The organism is uncultured Ferrovibrio sp., from assembly GCF_937960835.1.
Classification (GTDB): domain Bacteria; phylum Pseudomonadota; class Alphaproteobacteria; order Ferrovibrionales; family Ferrovibrionaceae; genus Ferrovibrio.
This window is the reverse complement of record NZ_CALGPC010000006.1, coordinates 201,365-220,841: the sequence shown is the minus strand read 5'-3', so window position 1 is coordinate 220,841 and position 19,477 is coordinate 201,365. Positions and strand designations below refer to the sequence as shown.

General features: G+C 64.2%; 20 protein-coding genes. 7 read left to right on the top strand and 13 right to left on the bottom strand.

Annotated elements, in window-relative coordinates; all coding sequences use genetic code 11:
• Positions 1-178: 178 nt before the first annotated feature.
• The 4 genes from Q0603_RS05410 to Q0603_RS05395 all read right to left on the bottom strand — a co-directional run bounded on the left by Q0603_RS05410 (position 179) and on the right by Q0603_RS05395 (position 3,232).
• On the bottom strand, positions 179-646 hold the full coding sequence (locus Q0603_RS05410) for a YcgN family cysteine cluster protein (RefSeq protein WP_298723168.1): 468 nt from the start codon (positions 644-646) through the stop codon (positions 179-181).
• 73 nt (positions 647-719) lie between these two features.
• Positions 720-1,949 carry a polyhydroxyalkanoate depolymerase gene (gene phaZ / locus Q0603_RS05405; RefSeq protein WP_298723166.1) on the bottom strand — a complete coding sequence of 410 codons (1,230 nt, stop codon included), beginning with the start codon at positions 1,947-1,949 and terminating at the stop codon, positions 720-722.
• Between the two features lie 282 nt (positions 1,950-2,231).
• Positions 2,232-2,846 carry an SCO family protein gene (locus Q0603_RS05400; RefSeq protein ID WP_298723163.1) on the bottom strand — a complete coding sequence of 205 codons (615 nt, stop codon included), beginning with the start codon at positions 2,844-2,846 and terminating at the stop codon, positions 2,232-2,234.
• Complete coding sequence (locus tag Q0603_RS05395; RefSeq protein WP_298723160.1) at positions 2,843-3,232, bottom strand: 4a-hydroxytetrahydrobiopterin dehydratase; 390 nt, start codon at positions 3,230-3,232, stop codon at positions 2,843-2,845. The genes Q0603_RS05400 and Q0603_RS05395 overlap by 4 nt, the downstream gene beginning before the upstream one ends.
• 42 nt (positions 3,233-3,274) lie before the next feature.
• On the opposite strand from Q0603_RS05395, the gene Q0603_RS05390 reads away from it, so the two are divergent.
• Positions 3,275-3,679, top strand: a complete 405-nt coding sequence (locus tag Q0603_RS05390) for a metallopeptidase family protein (RefSeq protein ID WP_298723157.1) — start codon at positions 3,275-3,277, stop codon at positions 3,677-3,679.
• A gap of 79 nt (positions 3,680-3,758) precedes the next feature.
• On the opposite strand, the gene cobB is transcribed toward Q0603_RS05390, so the two are convergent.
• From cobB to Q0603_RS05370, 4 genes are all read right to left on the bottom strand, one after another.
• Positions 3,759-4,472: a Sir2 family NAD+-dependent deacetylase gene (gene cobB / locus Q0603_RS05385; RefSeq protein WP_298723154.1), complete on the bottom strand. Its 714-nt coding sequence runs from the start codon at positions 4,470-4,472 to the stop codon at positions 3,759-3,761.
• Positions 4,462-5,091, bottom strand: a complete 630-nt coding sequence (thpR, locus tag Q0603_RS05380; protein WP_298723151.1) for an RNA 2',3'-cyclic phosphodiesterase — start codon at positions 5,089-5,091, stop codon at positions 4,462-4,464. Before thpR ends, cobB begins: the two co-directional genes overlap by 11 nt.
• Before the next feature lie 74 nt (positions 5,092-5,165).
• On the bottom strand, positions 5,166-6,224 hold the full coding sequence (locus Q0603_RS05375; RefSeq protein WP_298723148.1) for an NADP(H)-dependent aldo-keto reductase: 1,059 nt from the start codon (positions 6,222-6,224) through the stop codon (positions 5,166-5,168).
• A gap of 93 nt (positions 6,225-6,317) precedes the next feature.
• Positions 6,318-7,013, bottom strand: a complete 696-nt coding sequence (locus Q0603_RS05370) for an arylesterase (protein WP_298723145.1) — start codon at positions 7,011-7,013, stop codon at positions 6,318-6,320.
• A gap of 34 nt (positions 7,014-7,047) precedes the next feature.
• Between Q0603_RS05370 and Q0603_RS05365 the strand changes: the two genes are divergently transcribed.
• From Q0603_RS05365 to Q0603_RS05355, 3 genes are read left to right on the top strand one after another with little or no spacing between them, the layout of a single operon-like run.
• Positions 7,048-7,803, top strand: coding sequence for an ATP-binding cassette domain-containing protein (locus tag Q0603_RS05365; protein WP_298723142.1), 756 nt, complete (start codon positions 7,048-7,050; stop codon positions 7,801-7,803).
• A gap of 12 nt (positions 7,804-7,815) precedes the next feature.
• Positions 7,816-10,329 carry an FtsX-like permease family protein gene (locus Q0603_RS05360; RefSeq protein WP_298723140.1) on the top strand — a complete coding sequence of 838 codons (2,514 nt, stop codon included), beginning with the start codon at positions 7,816-7,818 and terminating at the stop codon, positions 10,327-10,329.
• A gap of 58 nt (positions 10,330-10,387) precedes the next feature.
• Positions 10,388-10,951, top strand: a complete 564-nt coding sequence (locus Q0603_RS05355) for a class I SAM-dependent methyltransferase (RefSeq protein WP_298723137.1) — start codon at positions 10,388-10,390, stop codon at positions 10,949-10,951.
• On the opposite strand, the gene Q0603_RS05350 is transcribed toward Q0603_RS05355, so the two are convergent.
• On the bottom strand, positions 10,948-12,120 hold the full coding sequence (locus Q0603_RS05350; protein WP_298723134.1) for a Bcr/CflA family multidrug efflux MFS transporter: 1,173 nt from the start codon (positions 12,118-12,120) through the stop codon (positions 10,948-10,950). The genes Q0603_RS05355 and Q0603_RS05350 overlap by 4 nt on opposite strands.
• A gap of 228 nt (positions 12,121-12,348) precedes the next feature.
• Between Q0603_RS05350 and Q0603_RS05345 the strand changes: the two genes are divergently transcribed.
• The 3 genes from Q0603_RS05345 to Q0603_RS05335 all read left to right on the top strand — a co-directional run bounded on the left by Q0603_RS05345 (position 12,349) and on the right by Q0603_RS05335 (position 16,129).
• The gene (locus Q0603_RS05345) at positions 12,349-13,074 is read left to right on the top strand and encodes a Bax inhibitor-1/YccA family protein (RefSeq protein WP_298723131.1); all 726 of its coding nucleotides are present in this window, start codon (positions 12,349-12,351) and stop codon (positions 13,072-13,074) included.
• A gap of 246 nt (positions 13,075-13,320) precedes the next feature.
• Positions 13,321-14,805, top strand: coding sequence for a M81 family metallopeptidase (locus Q0603_RS05340; RefSeq protein WP_298723127.1), 1,485 nt, complete (start codon positions 13,321-13,323; stop codon positions 14,803-14,805).
• Positions 14,806-14,821: 16 nt separating this feature from the next.
• Positions 14,822-16,129, top strand: a complete 1,308-nt coding sequence (locus Q0603_RS05335) for a tetratricopeptide repeat protein (RefSeq protein ID WP_298723124.1) — start codon at positions 14,822-14,824, stop codon at positions 16,127-16,129.
• Positions 16,130-16,256: 127 nt separating this feature from the next.
• Here the strand turns inward: Q0603_RS05335 and Q0603_RS05330 are convergent, their stop codons facing one another.
• From Q0603_RS05330 to Q0603_RS05315, 4 genes are all read right to left on the bottom strand, one after another.
• Complete coding sequence (locus Q0603_RS05330; RefSeq protein WP_298723120.1) at positions 16,257-16,673, bottom strand: DUF2794 domain-containing protein; 417 nt, start codon at positions 16,671-16,673, stop codon at positions 16,257-16,259.
• Between the two features lie 102 nt (positions 16,674-16,775).
• The gene (locus tag Q0603_RS05325; protein ID WP_298723117.1) at positions 16,776-17,327 is read right to left on the bottom strand and encodes a response regulator; all 552 of its coding nucleotides are present in this window, start codon (positions 17,325-17,327) and stop codon (positions 16,776-16,778) included.
• A gap of 26 nt (positions 17,328-17,353) precedes the next feature.
• Complete coding sequence (locus tag Q0603_RS05320) at positions 17,354-18,001, bottom strand: chemoreceptor glutamine deamidase CheD (RefSeq protein ID WP_298723114.1); 648 nt, start codon at positions 17,999-18,001, stop codon at positions 17,354-17,356.
• A 10-nt stretch (positions 18,002-18,011) separates the two neighbouring features.
• Complete coding sequence (locus tag Q0603_RS05315; RefSeq protein ID WP_298723111.1) at positions 18,012-19,220, bottom strand: pentapeptide repeat-containing protein; 1,209 nt, start codon at positions 19,218-19,220, stop codon at positions 18,012-18,014.
• Positions 19,221-19,477: the final 257 nt, after the last annotated feature.

Here is a 19,477-nt window from a genome sequence, read left to right as displayed (position 1 = left end):
GGCATGATGGCGCAGAAATGCGGCGTTTCGATGGACGAGAGATGCCGTGTCGCGCCCCTTTTCAATCGTCATGGCACGCTTCAGGCGCGCCATTCACGAGTTCTTTTTATCAGGCGGCCGATAAAACAACTCATGGATGCCTCAGCCAAGCCGTGGCATGACGACGAGGGCAAGTCTGTCACCCCCGCGGCTTCGGCGGGCCTTTATGGTCGAGCCAGTAGACGATGTGGTCTTCCAGATCGCCGGCCTCCTTCTCGGAGATGCAGCGTCCGGCCACCGACATGCCCGCCTGGTGTACGGTGTCGCGGCTGCCGCTTTTCAGGTGATGCCACCAGGGCAGATCCTTGCCCTGCTCCACCAGCCGGTAGGCGCAGGTCTTCGGCAGCCAGTTCATTTTCCTGACCTTCGCCGGCGTGAGCTGGATGCAATCGGGCACCAGCTTCTTGCGCTTGGGGTAGTTGCTGCATTGCCCGGTGGCGCAGTTCATCAGCCGGCAGGCGACGTTGGTCTGCTCCAGCTTGCCAGTTTCTTCGTCTTCCAGGCGATAGAGGCAGCATTTGCCGCAGCCGTCGCAGAGCGCCTCCCATTCGGAAGGCGTCATCTGATCGAGGCGCTTGCGGCGCCAGAAGGGCAGGCTGCGGGACATGGCCGAGACACATAAAGCTCCTCGGCGCGAATATCCAGCCTAACGGGGGGCCATTCAGCGCCCGATGCCGGCCTTAGCCCTTGTTGTGCTGGCGGATGAAGGCAGCCACCTTGGGCGCGATATTCTCGCGCCAGCGGCGGCCGTTGAAGACGCCGTAATGGCCGACGCCCTCCTGCAGGTGATGGGCGCGCTTGGAATTCGGGATATTCGGACAGATGTCGTGAGCAGCGCGGGTCTGGCCAACGCCGGAGATATCGTCCTTCTCGCCTTCCACGGTCAGCAGGGCGGTCTTGCGGATCGCCCTGGTGTCGACCTTCTCACCCCGGCAGGTAAAGGTGTTGCGCGGCAGGTCGTGATCCTGGAACACGCGCTTCACCGTCTGAAGGTAATATTCCGCCGGCAGATCCATGACGGCGAGATACTCGTCATAGAAGCGGTTATGCGCCTCCACGCTGTCGCCATCGCCCTTGATCAGGTGATGGAACAGCCGCACATGGGCGCCGACATGGCGGTCCAGGTTCATCGTCATGAAGCCGGTGAGCTGGATGAAGCCGGGATAAACCGGCCGCATGAAGCCGGCATGCGGAAACGGCACGCGGTCGATTACGCTATGCTCGAACCACTCGATCGAGCGCTCCTGCGCCAGCTTGTTCGGCACGGTCGGGCTGATGCGGGTATCGATAGGGCCGCCCATCAGGGTCATCGAGCGCGGCACATTCGGATCGTTGTCAGCGGACATCAGCGCCACCGCAGCCAGCACCGGCACCGATGGCTGGCAGACCGCCATCACATGGCAGCCCGGCCCGAGAATATCGAGGAATTCGCGGACATATTCGATGTAATCGTCGAGCTCGAAGGGGCCTTCGCGCAGCGGGATATCGCGCGCGTCGCGCCAGTCGGTGATGTAGACCTCGTGATTGGGCAGCATCGCCTCGACCGTGCCGCGCAGCAACGTGGCGTAATGCCCGGAAAGCGGCGCGACGATCAGCAGCTTCGGGTCATTGCGTTTCTCGCAGCCTTCGCGCTCGAAATGCTTGAGCTGGCAGAAGGGCGCGTTGACCACAACGCGCTCGACCACCTTGCGCGGCTCGCCATCGACCAGCGTCGTGTGCAGGCCGAATTCCGGCTTGGCATAGCGCTTGGTGATGGTCTGAAAGACTTCAAGGCTGGCGGCGAGCGTGCGCGCGGCCGGCGTGTAGTTGAGCGGCAGGTAGGGAAGCTTCAGCGCCTGCGACTGCGCTTCCGCCAGGGCGCGCATCGGCTGCAGCGCCGCATGCTGCAATTCATAAAGCGAGTAGAGCATCAGGTCCCACCCCTGTGCGATGGCGCGCTGTTTATGGCGCCAGGTGAACTGCGAGACGGTTAACTTCGAAGGGTCGTACCCCTACCAACCCTTCGTCTTCTCCATCGGTCTGACGGGTCACTTGGTTGTCATAGAGATCTGTCATACAGTGATTCGTCTGTAGGCGCATGTTTATTCTGCGCCGCGGCATTACTACCTAACGCTGCACGGCGAAAAATCACCTGCCAAAATTTTCTTGAAAAACCGCCGATGCCGGCGCGGCCAGTGGCGAGCCAATACCCGTTACAGCTTGCTTTTGATGCGCTGGGCTATCTGCTCGGGCGTGGCGTCGTGGCGGAAATGGCTGAGATAACGCCCCTGCCCGTCCATCAGATAGATGAAGCCGGAATGATCGACCGAATAGCCGAGGCTGGAATCCTTCAGCGCGACCTTCTGGTAATAGACGCGATAGGCGCGCGCCGCCTTGGCGATCTGCTCCGGCGTGCCGGTCAGACCGACCAGACGCTCGTGGAAGGCTTCGACATACTCCTTCATCACCGCCGGCGTATCGCGTTCGGGATCGACGGTGATCAGGATCGGCGTCACCTTGTCGGCCGCCGAACCCAGTTCGTCCATCGCCATCGCAATCGTCTGCAATCCGGTCGGGCAGATATCGGGGCAATGGGTGAAGCCGAAATAGATCAGCATCAGGCGGCCGGCGAAATCCTTATCGGTGACCGCGCGGCCGTTATGGTCCACCAGTTCGAAAGCGCCGCCGATAGCGACCTGGCCGCTGCCGCCCTCATCCTTCGACGGCGCCAGCCAGTTATAGGCGGCGAATGCGCCCAGTCCGATCACGACCAGAGCGGCGACAATGGCAAGGCCGCGTTTCAGGCCGCGCTGCTGCGGATTGCTCATTCCCCACCTGCCTTTCCGCCAAAGACCGAAGCCGCGCCCTCGATGAAGCGGGCAAGCGCGATGTCGCGCTCGCTCAAACCCCCGGCATCATGGGTCGTCAGCGTGATCTCGACGCGATTATAGACGTTGAACCATTCGGGATGGTGATCCAGCTTCTCCGCCATCAATGCGACGCGGGTCATGAAGCCGAAAGCGGCATTGAAATCGGCGAACCGGAATGTCTTCGCAATCGCGTCGCGGCCTTCCACCGGCTGCCAGCCTGGCAGGGATTGCAACGCGGCCGCCCGGGCGGCGCCTTCCAGTCTCGCGATTGCCATGCCATCCTCCTCCGCGCGCTCTTGGGTGAAACCTGAGCGTTGCTGGCGGAAGCTAGCGCGCAAGGCCATGCCCTTCAACCGACGAACCGTGACTATGGGACGATCTGCCACATGCCGTTGAATTCCGACGTGACTGCGCCCAGCCTGGACGATATCGCGCAGATCGCCGAGGCGGAGCTGAACCGCCTGCGGCCGGCGCTGGCGCGCTTCATCGACGGCGTGCCGGTGCAGGTGACGGATTTCGCCGATGACGAAACACTGGAGGAAATGGGCTGCGAGACGCCCTTCGATCTGCTGGGGTTGTATCGCGGCGGCGGCATCACGGCGGAGGCGCGCGGCGATACCGGAACCTTGCCCGCGATGATCTTCCTCTACCGCCGGCCGCTGCTGGACTACTGGTGCGAGACGGGCGAAACCTTACGCCGCGTGGTGCGCCATGTGCTGATCCACGAGATCGGCCATCATCTGGGCCTCTCCGACGAGGACATCGACCGCATCGAGGCGAGCGTGGAGTAGTCTTCGCGTCATGCCCGGGCTCAACCCGGGCAGGACGCGGGATTGATCCATCAGCCCGAGAGTGACGACTGAAGCTGCCTCAAATCCCGCCATTCAGCAGCCTGCGCACATAGGCCGGAACGATCTCGGTGGCCGGGCCATAGATGCCCTCGGCGAAGAGCGAATAGCCGTCCGACCGCTCAAGATTGAGTTCCACCGTATGGGCGCGGCCGACCTTGCGCACCTCTGCCACGAAGCCGGCAGCGGGATAAACCTGCCCTGAGGTTCCGATCGACAGGAAGAGGTCGCAATTCTCCAGCGCGGCGTAAATCTCTTCCATGTGCAGCGGCATCTCGCCAAACCATACGACATGCGGTCGCAGGCTGCCGCTGGTGCCGCAGGCGGTGCAGGCGGTGGCGAGATCGAGATCGCCGGTCCAGCGGCCGACGTCCTGGCAGCGTTCGCAGCGGATTTTCAGAAGTTCGCCATGCATGTGCAGGAGGCGCTCCGATCCGGCGCGCTCGTGCAGGTCGTCGACATTCTGCGTCACCAGCAGGAAATCGCCGTCCCAGTTCTTCTCGAGTTCGGCCAGCGCGTAATGCGCAGCGTTGGGCGCGGCCTCGATCAGGTTGCGGCGGCGCGCATTGTAGAAGTCATGCACCAGCACAGGATTGCGCGCAAAACCCTGCGGCGTCGCCACCTCTTCCAGATCGTATTTGGTCCAAAGACCGTCCTTGTCGCGGAAGGTGCCGAGGCCGGACTCGGCGGAAATCCCGGCCCCGGTCAGAATCACAATCGATTTTTTACTCGCCATGTCCGTAGGCAGCGGCCTCCTGCGCATCCCAATGATCGGCCTCGGCCGACATCCAGTCCTCTTCGTCGCCATCGGCATGGGTGCCGTCCAGGCGGTAGACGCGTTCCGGCGTGTAGATCGCGCCGGAACTGGAAAGGAAGCTGGAATACAGCACGAAGCGGTCGCAGAGGAAGCCTGGCGCGGTATAAAGTGCGTGATGGCTAAGGAAGGCGCCGAGCCGGTCGACCGGTGCGTTGTTCAGCCGCGCCAGCGTCACATGCGGCGAGAATTTCCGCCGGTCCTGCGGCAGGCCCGCGCGCAGCACTGCGTTGTCGACCTTCTCCTGCAAGCGGTTGAGTTCCGGATTGGGGCGCACGCCGGCCCACAGCGAATGGGTCTTGCGCTTGTCGCCGAAGGTGCCGACGCCAAAAAGGTTCAGGTCGAAGAAGGGCATTGTGATGCTGCCCAGCTCCTCGGCGACGCTATGCGCCGTACGCCCGTCGACTTCGCCGATGAAGCGCAAGGTGAGATGGAATTGCTCGGGATTGACCCAACGGGCGCCGGGAACCCCGGCGCAAAGTGCAGCGAGCGACCGACGGATTTCGTCGGGGAAGCTGATGGCGACGAACAAGCGGATCATGGCTATGCCCTCCGCTGGAGCGGGCGTCAGGCGCCCAGAATAGAGCGCTGGTTCCGCTCTTCTAAAAGCCGGAATCAGGCGCTCGGGTTCGGTTGATCGCGATGGATCGCTTCGATGCCGTCAATGACCTCCTGCGTCAGTTTCACCTGGATGCTGTCGATATCGGTCTTGAGCTGCTGCATGCTGGTGGCGCCGATGATGTTCGACGTCACGAAGGGCCGGGTATTCACATAGGCCAGCGCCATCTGGGCCGGATCCAGGCCATGCTGCTGCGCCAGCGCGACATAGCGTTCGGTTGCGCGCTCCACCTGCGGATTGCTGTAGCGGGTGAAGCGGGTGAATAGCGTCAGGCGCGCGCCGGCCGGCCTGGCGCCGCCGAGATATTTGCCACTGAGCACGCCCATCGCCAGCGGCGAATAGGCCAGCAGGCCGACATCCTCACGATGGGCGAATTCGGCCAGGCCGACTTCGTACCACCGATTCAACAAATTGTACGGGTTCTGGATCGAAGCAAGGCGGGGCAGGCCATTATTTTCCGCCACCCGCAGATGTTCCATCACGCCCCAGGGCGTTTCGTTGGAGACGCCATAGGCGCGGATCTTGCCTTCCTTCACCAGGGCCGCCAGCGTCTCGACGGTCTCGGCGATGGCAACCGCTTCTTCTTCCCTATGGACGTAGCTTGCCTGGCCGAAATTGTTGGTCGAGCGGTCCGGCCAGTGGGTCTGGTAAAGGTCGATATAGTCGGTTTGCAGCTTTTTCAGGCTGGCTTCCACCGCATAGCGGATCTGCCTGGCGCTGAGATCGGTCGCCTCCACGCCATCGCCACGCAGCCAGCCGAACGAGCCGCGCGGGCCGCCACCGCGCCCGGCGACCTTGGTAGCCAGCACCACCTTGTCACGATTCTTGCGGGCCTTCAGCCAGGTGCCGATATAGGTCTCGGTGCGGCCGGCCGTCTCGGCCCGCGGCGGCACCGGATACATCTCGGCGGTATCGATGAAATTGATGCCGCGATCCAGCGCGTAATCGAGCTGCGCATGGGCTTCTGCCTCGGAGTTCTGCTCGCCCCAGGTCATCGTACCCAGGCAGATCAGGCTCACCTGAATGTCGGTGCGCCCTAAACGACGGAACTCCATGACAAAACTCCCAACTCCACACCCCCGCCAGCCCCTCTGCTGGCAGGCACATTATTGTCGGCCTATGCTTGAATTTACAACTACGATTTGGGGTCAGTTCTCCAGGAACCGCAAAATCTGGGGTAACGTCCGCTCCACCATGACGGCAACCCCGTCGCGGTTCGGATGCAGGCCGTCGCCCAGATTGAGCCTGGCATCGCTCACCACGCCGTCCAGGAAGAACGGATAGAGGGGGATGCCGTGCTTGGCGGCCAGGTCGGGGTAGATGCTGTTGAAGCGCTTGCCGTAATCGGCCCCCAGATTGGGCGCCGCCAGCATCCCGGCCAGCATCACCTTGACGCCGGCCTGCTTGATCTGCGTGATGATGGCATCCAGATTCTGCCGCGCCTGTTCCGGCGGCAGGCCGCGCAGCATGTCATTGGCGCCGAGCGCGACCACGACATGGGTCGGCTTCTCGGCCAATGCCCAGTCGAGCCGCGCCAGGCCAGCAGCGGTGGTATCGCCGGAGACGCCGGCATTGATCACCGGCATATTCACGCCCCTGGCCTTCAGCGCGGCTTCGAGCTGCGCCGGATAGGCATCGCCGGGCGGCAGGTTGTAGCCCGCGGTGAGGCTGTCGCCCAGCACCAGCAGCTTCTGCGCCGCGCTGGCCGGACTCGCCAGCGCCGCCGTCAGCACCGGGGCCAGCAGCAGCGGGGCCAGCAGCAGCGTGACCAGCATCACCAGCACGGCCCATGCCGCGTTGCGGCCCCGCAGGAATGGTCCATATTCTGCGTGTACTGTCTTCACGAATTGCCCATCCATGGTCGCACAAGGAACGAGTATGACCTCATCTAAGGCGGAGCCGCCGGTTGTCGATCTCACGCCGATTGTCGAACTGGCCGAGGTCAAGCTCACTCTCACCAGCACGGCGGGACCGGTCAATATCCTGCGCGGCATCGACCTGACGGTGCGCCAGGGCGAGCATGTCGGCATCGTCGGCCCTTCGGGTTCGGGCAAGTCCACCCTGCTTGCGGTGATTGCGGGCCTGGAGAAGGTGACCAGCGGCCAGGTGCGTGTCGCCGGCGCCGATCTCAACATGATGAACGAGGACAAGCTGGCGCTGTGGCGGCGCGACAAGCTGGGGATCGTGTTCCAGAGCTTCCATCTCATTCCCACCATGACGGCGCTGGAGAATGTCGCGGTGCCGCTGGAACTGGCTGGCGCGCCGGATGCGATGGAGCGCGCCCGCGCAGCTTTGCATCAGGTGGGCTTAGGACACCGCGAGACGCATTATCCGGCGCAGCTTTCCGGCGGCGAGCAGCAGCGCGTGGCGCTGGCCCGCGCGGTGGCGCCGCGCCCGGCCCTGCTGCTGGCCGACGAGCCCACCGGCAATCTGGATGGCACCACCGGCCATGCGATCATCGATCTGATGTTCGGCGAAGCGACGCGGCTGAAATCGACGCTGATCCTGATTACCCATGACGACAAGCTGGCCGCGCTGTGCGACCGCGTGGTGCATATCGAGGATGGCCGCGTGAAAAGCGTGATCGCGAAATCCGGCGCAGCGATGCCGCTGCGCCATGCCGGCAGCGAATAGGCGGCCTTCGCCATGCCGATCTCGCTCCGTTTCAGCCTGCGCGAATTGCGCGGCGGATTGCGCGGCTTCCGCCTGTTCGTCGCCTGCCTGGCGCTGGGCGTTGCCGTCATTGCCGGCATCGGCACGCTGTCGTCGGCCATCGTCGCCGGACTGGAGCGCGATGGACGCAGCCTGCTGGGCGGCGACATTGAATTCCGCCTGACCCATCGCGCGGCCACGCCTGAGGAACGCGCCTTCATGGAGCGCCAGGGCAAGGTCTCAGAAGCCGTGCAGATGCGCGCCATGGCGCATGCGGTGCGCAGCGACCAGCGCACCCTGGTCGAACTCAAGGCAGTGGATGGCGCCTATCCGCTGCATGATTCCGTGCGGCTGGGAGATGGCACAGAACTGGATGCCGCGCTGGCCGTCCGCAAGGGCATTTTTGGCGCCGCGGTCGATGCGCAGGCGCTGATCCGTCTGGAAGCCGAGATCGGCGACCGCCTCGATATCGGCGAAGCAAGTTTTGAAATCCGCGCGGTGATCGAGCGCGAACCTGATCGCGCCACCGATGGCCTGACATTGGGTCCGCGCGTGATGATCGCGCTCGATGCTTTGCCCGCCACCAGGCTGGTGCAGCCCGGCAGCCTGGCGCATTGGCATTACCGCATCCTGCTGCCGCCGGGGCGCAGCAGCGCCATGGTGGAGGCGGAAGCACAGCGCGCCTTTGCCGAATCCGGCTGGCGCATCCGCGACTGGAAGGAAGGCAGCCCCGGCGTGCGGCGCTTCCTCGACCGCGCCGCGCTGTTCCTGGTGCTGGTCGGCCTGACCGCCTTGCTGATCGGCGGCGTCGGCGTCGCCAATGCCGTGCATGCCCATCTCGACGGCAAGACCCCGACCATCGCCACCTTGAAATCCATCGGCGCGACAACCGGGCTGATCTTTCGTGTCTATCTGTGGCAGACGATGCTGCTGGCCGCCTTCGGCATTGCCATCGGCCTTGCCATCGGTCTGGCGGTTCCCAATTTGGCGGCCAGCGCGCTGAGCCAGGTGCTGCCCCTGCCGCTGGTGCCCGGCATCTATTGGCAGCCGCTGGCCTTGGCCGCCCTCTACGGCCTGCTGGTGGCGCTGGCCTTCACCATCTGGCCGCTGGCGCGCGCTGCCGATATCCGGCCTGCTGCGCTGTACCGCGATCTGGTGGCGCCGCTGCAGCGCTGGCCGCGCTGGCCCTATGTCGCGGGCATGCTGCTGATGTTCGCTGCCCTGGCGGCTTTGGCTGTGTTCGGCGCGGACGAACGGCGCTTTGCCTTCTTCTTCGTCGTCGCCGCCATTGCCGCCTTCATCCTGTTCCGTCTAATCGCCGCAGCCGTCGCCTTCCTGGCGCGCCGCGCCATGCCGCCGCATGGCGCGAGGCTGAAGCTGGCGGTCGCCAGCCTGCACAGGCCGGGCGCGGCAACCGCAGCCTTGCTGCTGTCGCTTGGCGTTTCGCTGACGCTGCTGGTCGCCATCGCGCTGGTGGAAAGCAATCTGCATGCGCAGGTCGAAGAGCGCCTGCCGGACGAGGCGCCCGCCTTCTTCTTCGTCGACATCCAGCCCCATCAGAGCGAAGCCTTCGTCGCCCTGGTGAAGGCAACGCCGGGCGCGCGCGACCTGGAGACCGTGCCGAACCTGCGCGGCCGCATCACCAGCGTCAAAGGCGTGCCGGCCGAGCAGGTGCAGGCGGCGTCCGATCAACGCTGGGTGCTGCAAGGCGACCGCGGCCTGACCTTTGCCCGTACTTTACCCGAGGGTTCGACACTGGTTGCCGGAAGATGGTGGCCAGAGAACTACGATGGCCCGCCGCTGATCTCGATGGAGGAACGCGCGGCGAAAGGTCTGGGCGTATGGATCGGCGACAAGCTGACGGTCAATATTCTCGGCCGTCAGATCGAGGCCGAGATCGTCAACATCCGCCGGCTGGACTGGAGTTCGTTCGGCATCAATTTCGTGCTGGTCTTCTCGCCCGGCCTGCTGGAACGTGCGCCGCATACCCTGCTCGCCACCGTGAAAGCCACGCCCGAGGCCGAGAACGCGCTGTTCCGCAGCGTGACGCAGCAGTTTCCGAATATCTCGGTCGTGCGCATGAAGGACGTGCTGAACGAGCTGAACGCCATCGTCGCCAGACTGGGCGCGGCGGTGCGCGGCGCGGCGGCCGTGACACTCATCGCCGGCCTGTTCGTGCTGGCGGGCGCGGTTGCCGCCGAGCATCGCAAGCGGCTGCGGGAAAGCGCGGTGCTCAAAGCGCTGGGGGCTACGCGGCGCGATATCCTCGCTGCGCATCTGATCGAATACGGCCTGGTCGGCCTGGTCGGCGCAAGCCTTGCCTTCCTGCTCGGTTGGTTTGCCGCCTGGGCCATGGTATCCTTGATGATGAACGCGAATTTCGTCTTCGCACCCGGCGTTGCGGCAATGACCGCCATCGGCGGCGTGATTGCCACTTTGCTGCTCGGACTGATCGGTGCCTGGCCGGCGCTTTCAGCAAAACCGGCACGGCTGTTGCGCGCCACCTGATCAGAGCCCCATTCCATGACTTCAGCATCCGAGCAGATCGTCGCGCTCTACGAACGCCATGCGCATGATTTCGACGCCCAGCGCGGCCGGTCGTTATTCGAAAAAAGCTTGGCTGGAGCGCTTCCTCGCCCTGCTTCCGGCTTCTCCCACCGTGCTGGATATCGGCTGCGGCCATGCCGAACCCATCGCGGCCTGGCTGATCGCACAGGGCTGCGACGTCACCGGTGTCGACAGCTCGCCCACCCTTCTGTCGCTGGCGCGGCAGCGTTTTCCGCAGCAGAACTGGATCGAGGCCGATATGCGGCAGCTGGCGCTGGAGCGCCAGTTCGACGGCGTCCTCGCCTGGGACAGCTTCTTTCACCTTGCCTTTGATGATCAGCGCGGCATGTTCCGCCGCTTCCGCCAGCATGCGGCGCCCCGCGCGGCGCTGATGTTCACCAGCGGGCCGCATCATGGCGAGGCGATCGGCAGCTATAACGGCGAGCCGCTGTATCACGCCAGTCTGGCGCCGGAGGAATACCGCAGCCTGCTGGCCACCGAAGGCTTCAAGGTCGTGGCGCATCAGGCCAATGACCCCGATTGCGGCGGCCACACCGTCTGGCTGGCGCAGCTCCGGTCTTAACGCACCATCACCCAGCGCGTGATGAAAGACAGCAGCGCGCAAACCACGATCACGCCGGTCATCGGCAAAGCCGTGCCGTCCTGCAGCGCGCCGACGGCTGCGCTGGCCAGGGCACCGGCAACGAATTGCAGCACGCCCATCAGACCGGCGGCGGAACCGGCCTGCGCCGCCTCGCCCGCCATGGCGCTGGCCGAGGCATTGGGCAGCACGAAACCGAGACAGGCCACATAGGCGAATACCGGCAGCCAGATGCCGAACAGGCCGCCGAAGGACAGCAGCACCGCGCCGATCAGCACGAGACCCGACACCGCCAGCAAAGCGACGCCGACGGTCAGCATCTGGTCCAGCGTGAAGCGGCGCAGCAGCATGGGATTGAGCTGTGACAGGCCAATGATGCCGGCGGCGTTGGTGCCGAAGATCCAGCCATAGGTCTCGGCCGGCACATGGTAGAGATTGATGAAGACAAACGGCGAGCCGGCGATATAGGCGAACATGCCGGCCATCGCAAAGCTGCTGGTCAGCGTGTAGCCCATATAGCGCCGCTTGGCCAAAAGCTGGCCGTAACTGCGCAGCGCCGAGCCGAAGGTGAGCGGCTTGGACGGCTGGGCGCCATGGGTCTCGGGCAGCCAGAGCCGCGCCGCCGTCATCGCCAGCAGGCCAAAGCCGGCGAGGAACCAGAAGATCGCCTCCCAGCCGAACCAGATCAGCAGATAGCCGCCGAGCAGCGGCGCAAGGATCGGCGCCACGCCCATGACCAGCATCAGCAGCGAGAAGACCTTCGCACCTTCCTTCGGCTCGAACAGGTCGCGCACCATGGCGCGCGCGATCACCATGCCGGCGCTGGTGCCGAGCGCCTGCAGCAGGCGGAACGCGATCAGCGCCTCGATCCGCGCCGCCAGCGCGCAGCCCACCGAGGCGGCGATGAACATGAGGTTGCCGACCAGCAGCGGCCCGCGCCGGCCATAGCGGTCGCTGAGCGGCCCGTAGAAGAGCTGCCCCACCGCAAGGCCGAGGAAAAACAGCGACAGGGTAAGCTGGACCGAGCCGGGATCGGTGGACAGCGCCCGCTCCAGGGCCGGCAGGCCGGGCAGATACATGTCTATCGCCAGCGGCGTGAACGCGGTGAGCGCCCCGAGAATCAGGGTCAGGCGCAAAATGGACTGCTTCATGAAAGGCCTCGAATCGGGCGGATATCCGCCGGGGAGAGCCGTGCTTCTAGGTCATAGTTCGCATACTGACTAGTACAGCCGCCACATTTATGCGCGCTAAATTTACGCCTGTGCCGAAAATTACGGCCGTATAATGACTTATCGAGAGGCTGATGGGGCGAATAACCTTGAAATCGGGCCCCATCCTGACAATATACCTCCCGCAACGATATTGAGGAGGTTCCACCTATGACGACGCCGTTCAATCAGCCGCGCTACGGCTACGGCGCCACCACGATCGACCGTGCGACGATCGATGAGGCGCTGCGCGCCTATATGCTGCGGGTTTACAACTACATGGGCTCTGGCCTTGCGCTGAGCGCCATCGTGGCCCTGGTCGTGTCCCAGTCGCCGGCTCTGATGCAGACCCTGTTCGGCAGCGGTCTGGCTTTCGTGGTGATGCTTGCGCCGCTTGGCCTGCTGCTGGTGATGAGCTTCGGCGCCAACAAGATGTCGGCCGGTGCCGTGCAGGCTCTGTACTGGGCCTTCACCGCCACGATGGGCCTGTCCATCTCGACCATCTTCCTGGTCTATACCGGTGAGTCGATCCTGCGGGTCTTCTTCATCACCGCCGCGATGTTCGGCGCGATGAGCCTGTGGGGCTACACCACCAAGCGCGACCTGACCGGGATGGGAAGCTTCCTGTTCATGGGCGTGATCGGCCTGATCATCGCCAGCGTGGTGAACATCTTCCTCGGCTCGACGGCGCTGCAGTTCGCCATCTCGGCCATCACCGTGCTGGTTTTCACCGGCCTGACCGCCTACGACACCCAGCGCATCAAGTCGGAGTTCTACGAGGGCGACCCCGCCGATATCCAGACCAAGCAGGCGGTCTTCGGCGCCACCTCGCTCTATGTGAACTTCCTGAACATCTTCATGGCTCTGCTGCAGCTCTTCGGCCAGCGGAACAACTGATCCCGGCATAAACACCCGAGAAGAGGAAGGGCCCCGGCGGGAAACCGCCGGGGCCTTTTCTTTGTGCATTTTGTGCAATGCGTCATCACACGCGGCCGGTGCCGCCAGCACGACTGCTGCATGACAGATGCCGCGTGACAGAGGCGGGCGAGTGGTTCTAATCTTTCGTTCGCATACCGACGATCCTTCCTGAGATCTTCCGCTGACACCAACCGACATCAACAAAGCAAAAAGAGGCAGAGCCCCATGAAACTCGTCCTGGCGATGATGAAGCACGAGACCAACACCTTCTCGCCGATCGTCACCGACTGGGCGCGGTTCGAAGCCTGGGGTCTCTATACCGGACAGGCAGCCATCGACGCCTATGCCAAGACCAACATGCCGCTGGGCGTCTATCTGCAGCTCGCGAAGGAATACGGCGCGGAGGTGGAGCTGCCGATGGCGGCGGAAGCGATGCCGGGCGGCCTGGTGACGGCGGATGCCTACCAGCGCCTGACCGATCCGATCCTGGAGGCGGTGGCGAAGGGCTGCGACGGCTGCCTGCTCGACCTGCATGGCGCCATGGTTGCCGAAAGCACCGATGACGGCGAAGGCACGCTGCTGGAGAAAATCCGCCAGATCGCGCCCGACCTGCCGATTGCCGTGACGCTGGACCTGCATTGCAACCTCACGCCCAAGATGGTGCAGAACTGCACCGGCCTGATCGGCTACAAGACCTATCCGCATGTCGACATGGATGTGGTGGCACGCCAGGTGGGCCGCGTGGTGATGGAGGTGATCGCGGGCAAGCGGCCGAAGCCGGCCATGGCGCTGCGTCAGTTGCCCCTGCTTTCGCAGACGCTGTGCCAGGGTACCGATGACGAGCCGATGAAATCGGCGATCCAGGCCTGCCGCGAGGAAGAGGCCCGTGGCCTGCCCGCCGCCACCGTGTTCGGCGGCTTTGCGATGGCCGATATCAAGGATGCGGGCGCCACCGTGATCACGATCGGCAACGACCAGAAGCAGGCCGACGAAGCCGCCGACCGCATCGCTGCTGCCGTCTGGGACAAGCGCGACCAGCATATCTACCGCCACCGCGACCTGAAGGAGACGGTCGCCAAGGCCAAGCAGATCACCGATGGCCCGGTCATCCTGCTCGATCACGCCGACAATTGCGGCTCGGGCGGCACGCAGGACGTGATGACGGTGATCGACGAAGTGCTGCGTCAGGGCCTCGAAGACGTCGCGGTCGGCGCGGTCTGGGATCCGCAAGCCGTGCAGATCATGCAGAAGGCCGGCGTCGGCGCCACGGTGACGCTGGAGCTTGGCGGCAAGAGCGACATGCCGTCGCTAAAATTGAAGGGCAAGCCGCTGAAGGTTACCGGCAAGGTGCGCACCATTACGGATGGCGAATGGATCGTGCGCGGCCCGATGTATAACGGCTACAAGGTGATGATGGGGCCGACAGCGGTGCTGGAGGTGGATGGCCGGATGCAGATCGTCGTCGTCTCGCGTCATCACGAGCCCTGGGATACCGGCGTGTTCACCTCGGTCGGCATCGATCCGCGCCACAAGCGCTATCTGCTGCTGAAGTCGCGCATCCATTACCGCGCGGGCTTCGCGCCGCTGGCCAAGGCGACCTTCACGCTGGACGGCGAAGGCGTGACGACCTCCGACAACAGCATCCTGGATTACAAGAAGGTGCGCCGGCCGATCTATCCGCTGGACCGCATCAACGACTGGCAGACCTGACCGACTGGCTGATCCGATGCTGAGCGACCGCTGGGGCCTGGCTGTTGCCACCGACGATCCGGAGGTGATCGCCGGGCTGAATGCCTTCGACGTCAGCTTCATCACCTACGGCACCACCGCGGCTGCGGTCTGGGACGCGGCAAAGGCCGATCCGGCCTGCGTGATGGCGCAGGCCAAAGCCGCCTGCCTTGAGATGTTTCTGCAGACCGGGCAGTCGGCCGCCAAGGCACGGCCGTGGCTTGTCGCCGCGCAGCCGCATGCCGCCAAGGCGACCGAACGCGAACAGCTTTGGCTGGCGCAGGCCGAGGCCTGGGTAAATGGCGATGCCGAACGCGCGATTGCCTGCTGCCGCGAGATCGTCACCCATTGGCCCGAAGACCTCGCGGCCGTGAAGCTGACGCAGTTCCACATGTTCCATGTCGGCGATCTCGCCGGCATGCTGGAGATTGCCGAGGCCGCCCTGCCCGCCCATCGCAGCACCGCTGAGATGCACGGCATGCGCGCCTTCGCGCTGGAGGAGATGAACCGCCTCGCGGAAGCCGAAGAAGCCGCCCGCCATGCTATCGAGCTGAAGCGCGCCGAGCCATGGGCACATCACGCCATCGCGCATGTGATGGAAACGCAGGGACGCTGCGAAGAAGGCTTCGACTTCATGACCGGTCTGGCCGATACCTGGACCGACCGCAATTCCTTCATGTTGAGCCACAACTGGTGGCATGCCGCGCTGTTTGCCATCGACAGCGACCGGCCCCAGGATGCGCTGAAGCTTTATGACGATCATGTCTGGGGCGTGTGGAAGGAATACAGCCAGGATCAGGTGAATGCCGTGGCTTTGCTGGCGCGGCTGGAATTCGCCGGACTCGATGTCGGCGACCGCTGGCAGGATGTCGCCGATCACATCGAACGCCGCGGCCCTGAGCATGTCGAGCCGTTTCTGGATGCGCATTACCTGCTGGGCCTGACGCGGGCCGGACGCGATGCAGCGGCCAGCACGCTGCTTGCCAGCCTGCGCGATCACGTCGCCCGCCTGCCCGACCGTCTGATGACGCGGATCTGGCGCAATACCGGCCTGCCGCTGGCAGAAGGCGTCGTGGCCTACGGCCGCGGCGACTGGCCGACTGCCTATGCTCGGCTGAAACCGGCATTAGACGGCTTGCAGCAGATCGGCGGCAGCCACGCCCAGCGCGATCTGTTCTGGCAGCTTTGGCTGCGCGCCGGCGTAAAAGCTGGCGACGTGGCGACCATACGTCCCTATTTCGAACGCCGCGCTGCCGAACGGCCCATGGTTGCCAAGCATCGCCGCGAACTGGCGGCGCTGGGGTAAGGCAAGGCCGTCATCCCGGCCGCAGCGCAGCAAAGAGCCGAGACCCCGTTGTCTTCGCGCACAAAATGAGGCCCCGGCTCGCGCGATGCGAACAGCATCGCTGGGCCAGGGCGACAGTGGAGTGAGATCAGAAAACCGCTTCGCGCTTGGGCTCGAAGAAGCGCAGCATCACGGCAAGGTCGCGGCCGCGGCGCATGATGCGGCCGCCCTGACCAATGATGGCGAAGGCGCCCTGCTTGCGCGCCAGCTTCGGCGTCTTGACGATGCGATACAGCGCGCCATCGGCGCTGCGCTTGAACACTGCGAAGCTGCAGCTTTCGCGGTCATGGCCGATGGCATAATCGCGCCATTCGCCCTGCCCCACCATGCGGGCATAGAGATTGAGAATGAGGTGGAATTCGTGGCGGTCGAAAAAGACCGGAGGATCGACGGGTCTGGTCGCAGGGGCTTTGTCGCCGGCACCTTTGATCGCGCCCGTGCCGCGCGAGACCGTCTCCCGCGCCGCCGGACGCCGATACTGATGCAAATCGATCACTTCGGTCATGCCCTGACGGCCAACCTCCTCCCGCAGGATTGATCAACGTATGGTTCGAATCTTGGGGCCAGAGCGGCGCAACGTCAAGCCGACATTGCAGGCGGGCCGCGCCTAGAGCTCCTTCATCAACTCTTCGATGGCGGAATCCGGCATCTGCTGCTCGCCTTTTTCGAGCATGTCGTGGCGGCGTTCCGGCCCGGTGTAATTGGAGACCTTGTGGCGACGCCGGTCGGGGCCGAAGAAATCGTCGGTGCGCACGAACTGGCGCGGATATTCGATGACGACGGTAATGCGGCGCGCCATCGTCTTGGCCGAGAACGGCTTGACCAGGAATTCGGTGATGCCGGCATCGCGCGCCCGCTTCACCTTCCATTCTTCCGACTGCGCGGTGACCATGATGATCGGCACGAAGACATTCTTCGACGCGGGGTTCTTGCGCACCCATTCGACGAAGCCGATGCCATCCATCTCACCGTCCATGTGCCATTCGGTGAAGATGATATCGACGACGTTGTTTTCGAGATAAGCGATGGCATCCTGCGCGTTGGTGCATTCGGCAATGCGCGTGACACCGAGCGGTCGCAAAACCTCCTTAATAAGCTGCATGTGGTTGTGATTGCTGTCGACCACAAGAGCAGCGATGTTGTTCAGCCTGTATGCCATGACCGAAAGCTGCCCTTAACGCCGCCTCAGTCGAACAGCTCGATACTGCCTGCCTGCGTCTGCACAGCAGTGATCTTCTTGCTGTTCTCACGTTGGAACACCGCCTTGCCGCTGGCATCGTCGATCTGCTTGACGCGCGCGACACCGGTCGACGGGAAATACTGAACCTTGCGCGGCAAGGTGCCGCGCAGATCGGAGGCCATCACCTTAAAGCCTTCGGCCTTGAGATAGCGTTCGATGAAATCGGCATTCTGATGGCCGATGCCGCGCAGGCCGGCCAGCACGTTGGCGCCGCCAAAGATCTTCACCTCCAGCCGCTCGCGCCGGCCGCCAGCCGCCAGGATGCCGTTGATGAGCTGCTCCATCGCGTAGCTGCCATAGCGCAGCGAAGCCGAGAGCGGCAGGTCGGGGTTGGTGTCGCCACCCTTGTCAGGCAGCAGGAAGTGGTTCATCCCGCCAACGCCTGCGACGGGATCGCGGATGCAGGCGGCGACGCAGGATCCCAGCACGGTGGCCAGCATCTCGCCGTCGCGGGTCGATACAAAGAAGTCGCCCTGGAAGACCTGCACGACCTGCACTTTCAGCACAGGGTCGAAATACCGGCGACGCTCTGCCAGACCCGCGCCGGGATCGCCGCCCGCAGGCCGACGCAGGATGCTGGAGGTCGTAGTCATGCAACCTCCATCATGGACCGCCATCCTGCTGCGGTTCAAGGCCGCTGATATCCCGCAGGATGGCGTCGCCCCAGTCGACCTGGTCGCAATCGGTGCCGCCGAAGCGGGCGTTGGACAGATCGGTGTAGATGATTCGGCCGGTCCGCTCGCCCTTGGGGCTGAGGATCTCGGCGCTCATGAAACGACTGCCGGTCAGGCGTGTATGGCGCAAATCCGCGCCATTCAGGTTGCAGCCCGCGAAGATCACGCCAGTGGCGCTGGCGCCGCGCAGGTCGGTGCCGGAGAGATCGGCGAACTTGAAGGTCGCGCCGTCCAGTCTGGCATCCCGCAGGGCGGCTCCGCGCAGCTTGATGCCGGACAGGTCCAGTTTGCGCAGATCGAAGCCGGACAGGTCCTGGCCGCGCAGATTGGCCGGTTTGCCCTGCCCGCCTTCGACCCAGCGCCGGTGCTGGTCCAGCGCGGCGCGAATCTCGGCTTCGGTCATCGGCTTGGGCGCTGGCGCGGCCGGAGCCGCAGCCAGATTCGCCATCGCCAGATTGGCGCCGGTGATCTCGACATCGCTCAAATCGACATTGTGCAGATGCGCGTCGGTCAGATTCGCACCCTGCAGGGTGGCACCGGCCAGATTGGCGCCGCTGAGCTCGGCCCCGACCAGATTGGCGCCGGCCAGCGACGCCCCGCCCAGATCGGCGCCCGAGAGATCGGCACCCACAAGCTGGCAATCGGTCAGCGCGGCATCCTGCATATTGGCGCCGGCCAGGTTGCTGCCGGTGAAATCGGCGCCCAGGGCATCGACGCCGACCAGCGTCGCGCCGGCAAAATTGCTGCCGGTGACGTTCTGGCGCATCACCGCCACGGGTGCGGCGGGATTGGCGCCGATCTCAAGGCCGCGGCGAAAGTTCACGCCGGTGAGATTGGCACCGGCCATGTTGACCTTTTCCAGCACAGCGCCGCGGAAATCGGCGCGTGTGAGATCGGCCTCGCTCAAATCGGCCTCGGTCAGATCGGCTTTGAAGAAGTCGCATTGCATGAGCACGGATTTGCTCAGCTTGGCGCCGCGCAGCTTGGCCATGCGAAAGCTGGCGCGCCGCAAATCCACGTTGCACAGGTCAGCACCGGATAGATCGCGGCCGGAGAAGTCTGCCGGCTTACCAGTCGGCATCCCCTTCAGCCAGAGATGGTGGTGATGCAACATCTCTTTGATGTCGATTGGATCCATTCTGCCTACCCTTACACCCGGCTTGTTACCATGTTTTCCCCAGACGCCATATGGTCCAAGGGGTTGGCAAACGATAACCTGCGGGGCTGCCCCGGCCTCGGGGCCGGGCCTGCGGCCGGGCGGCTCGCCCGCCGAAGCGAGCCCGCCGAAGAATGGGCGATGACTGTGCATCCTGCTTCGACTTTAGGCGAAAGCAACCCCAAGTCGCATAGCCAAGAATTAATCCCCTATTGCCGTCAGGCCGGAGTATAGAGAAT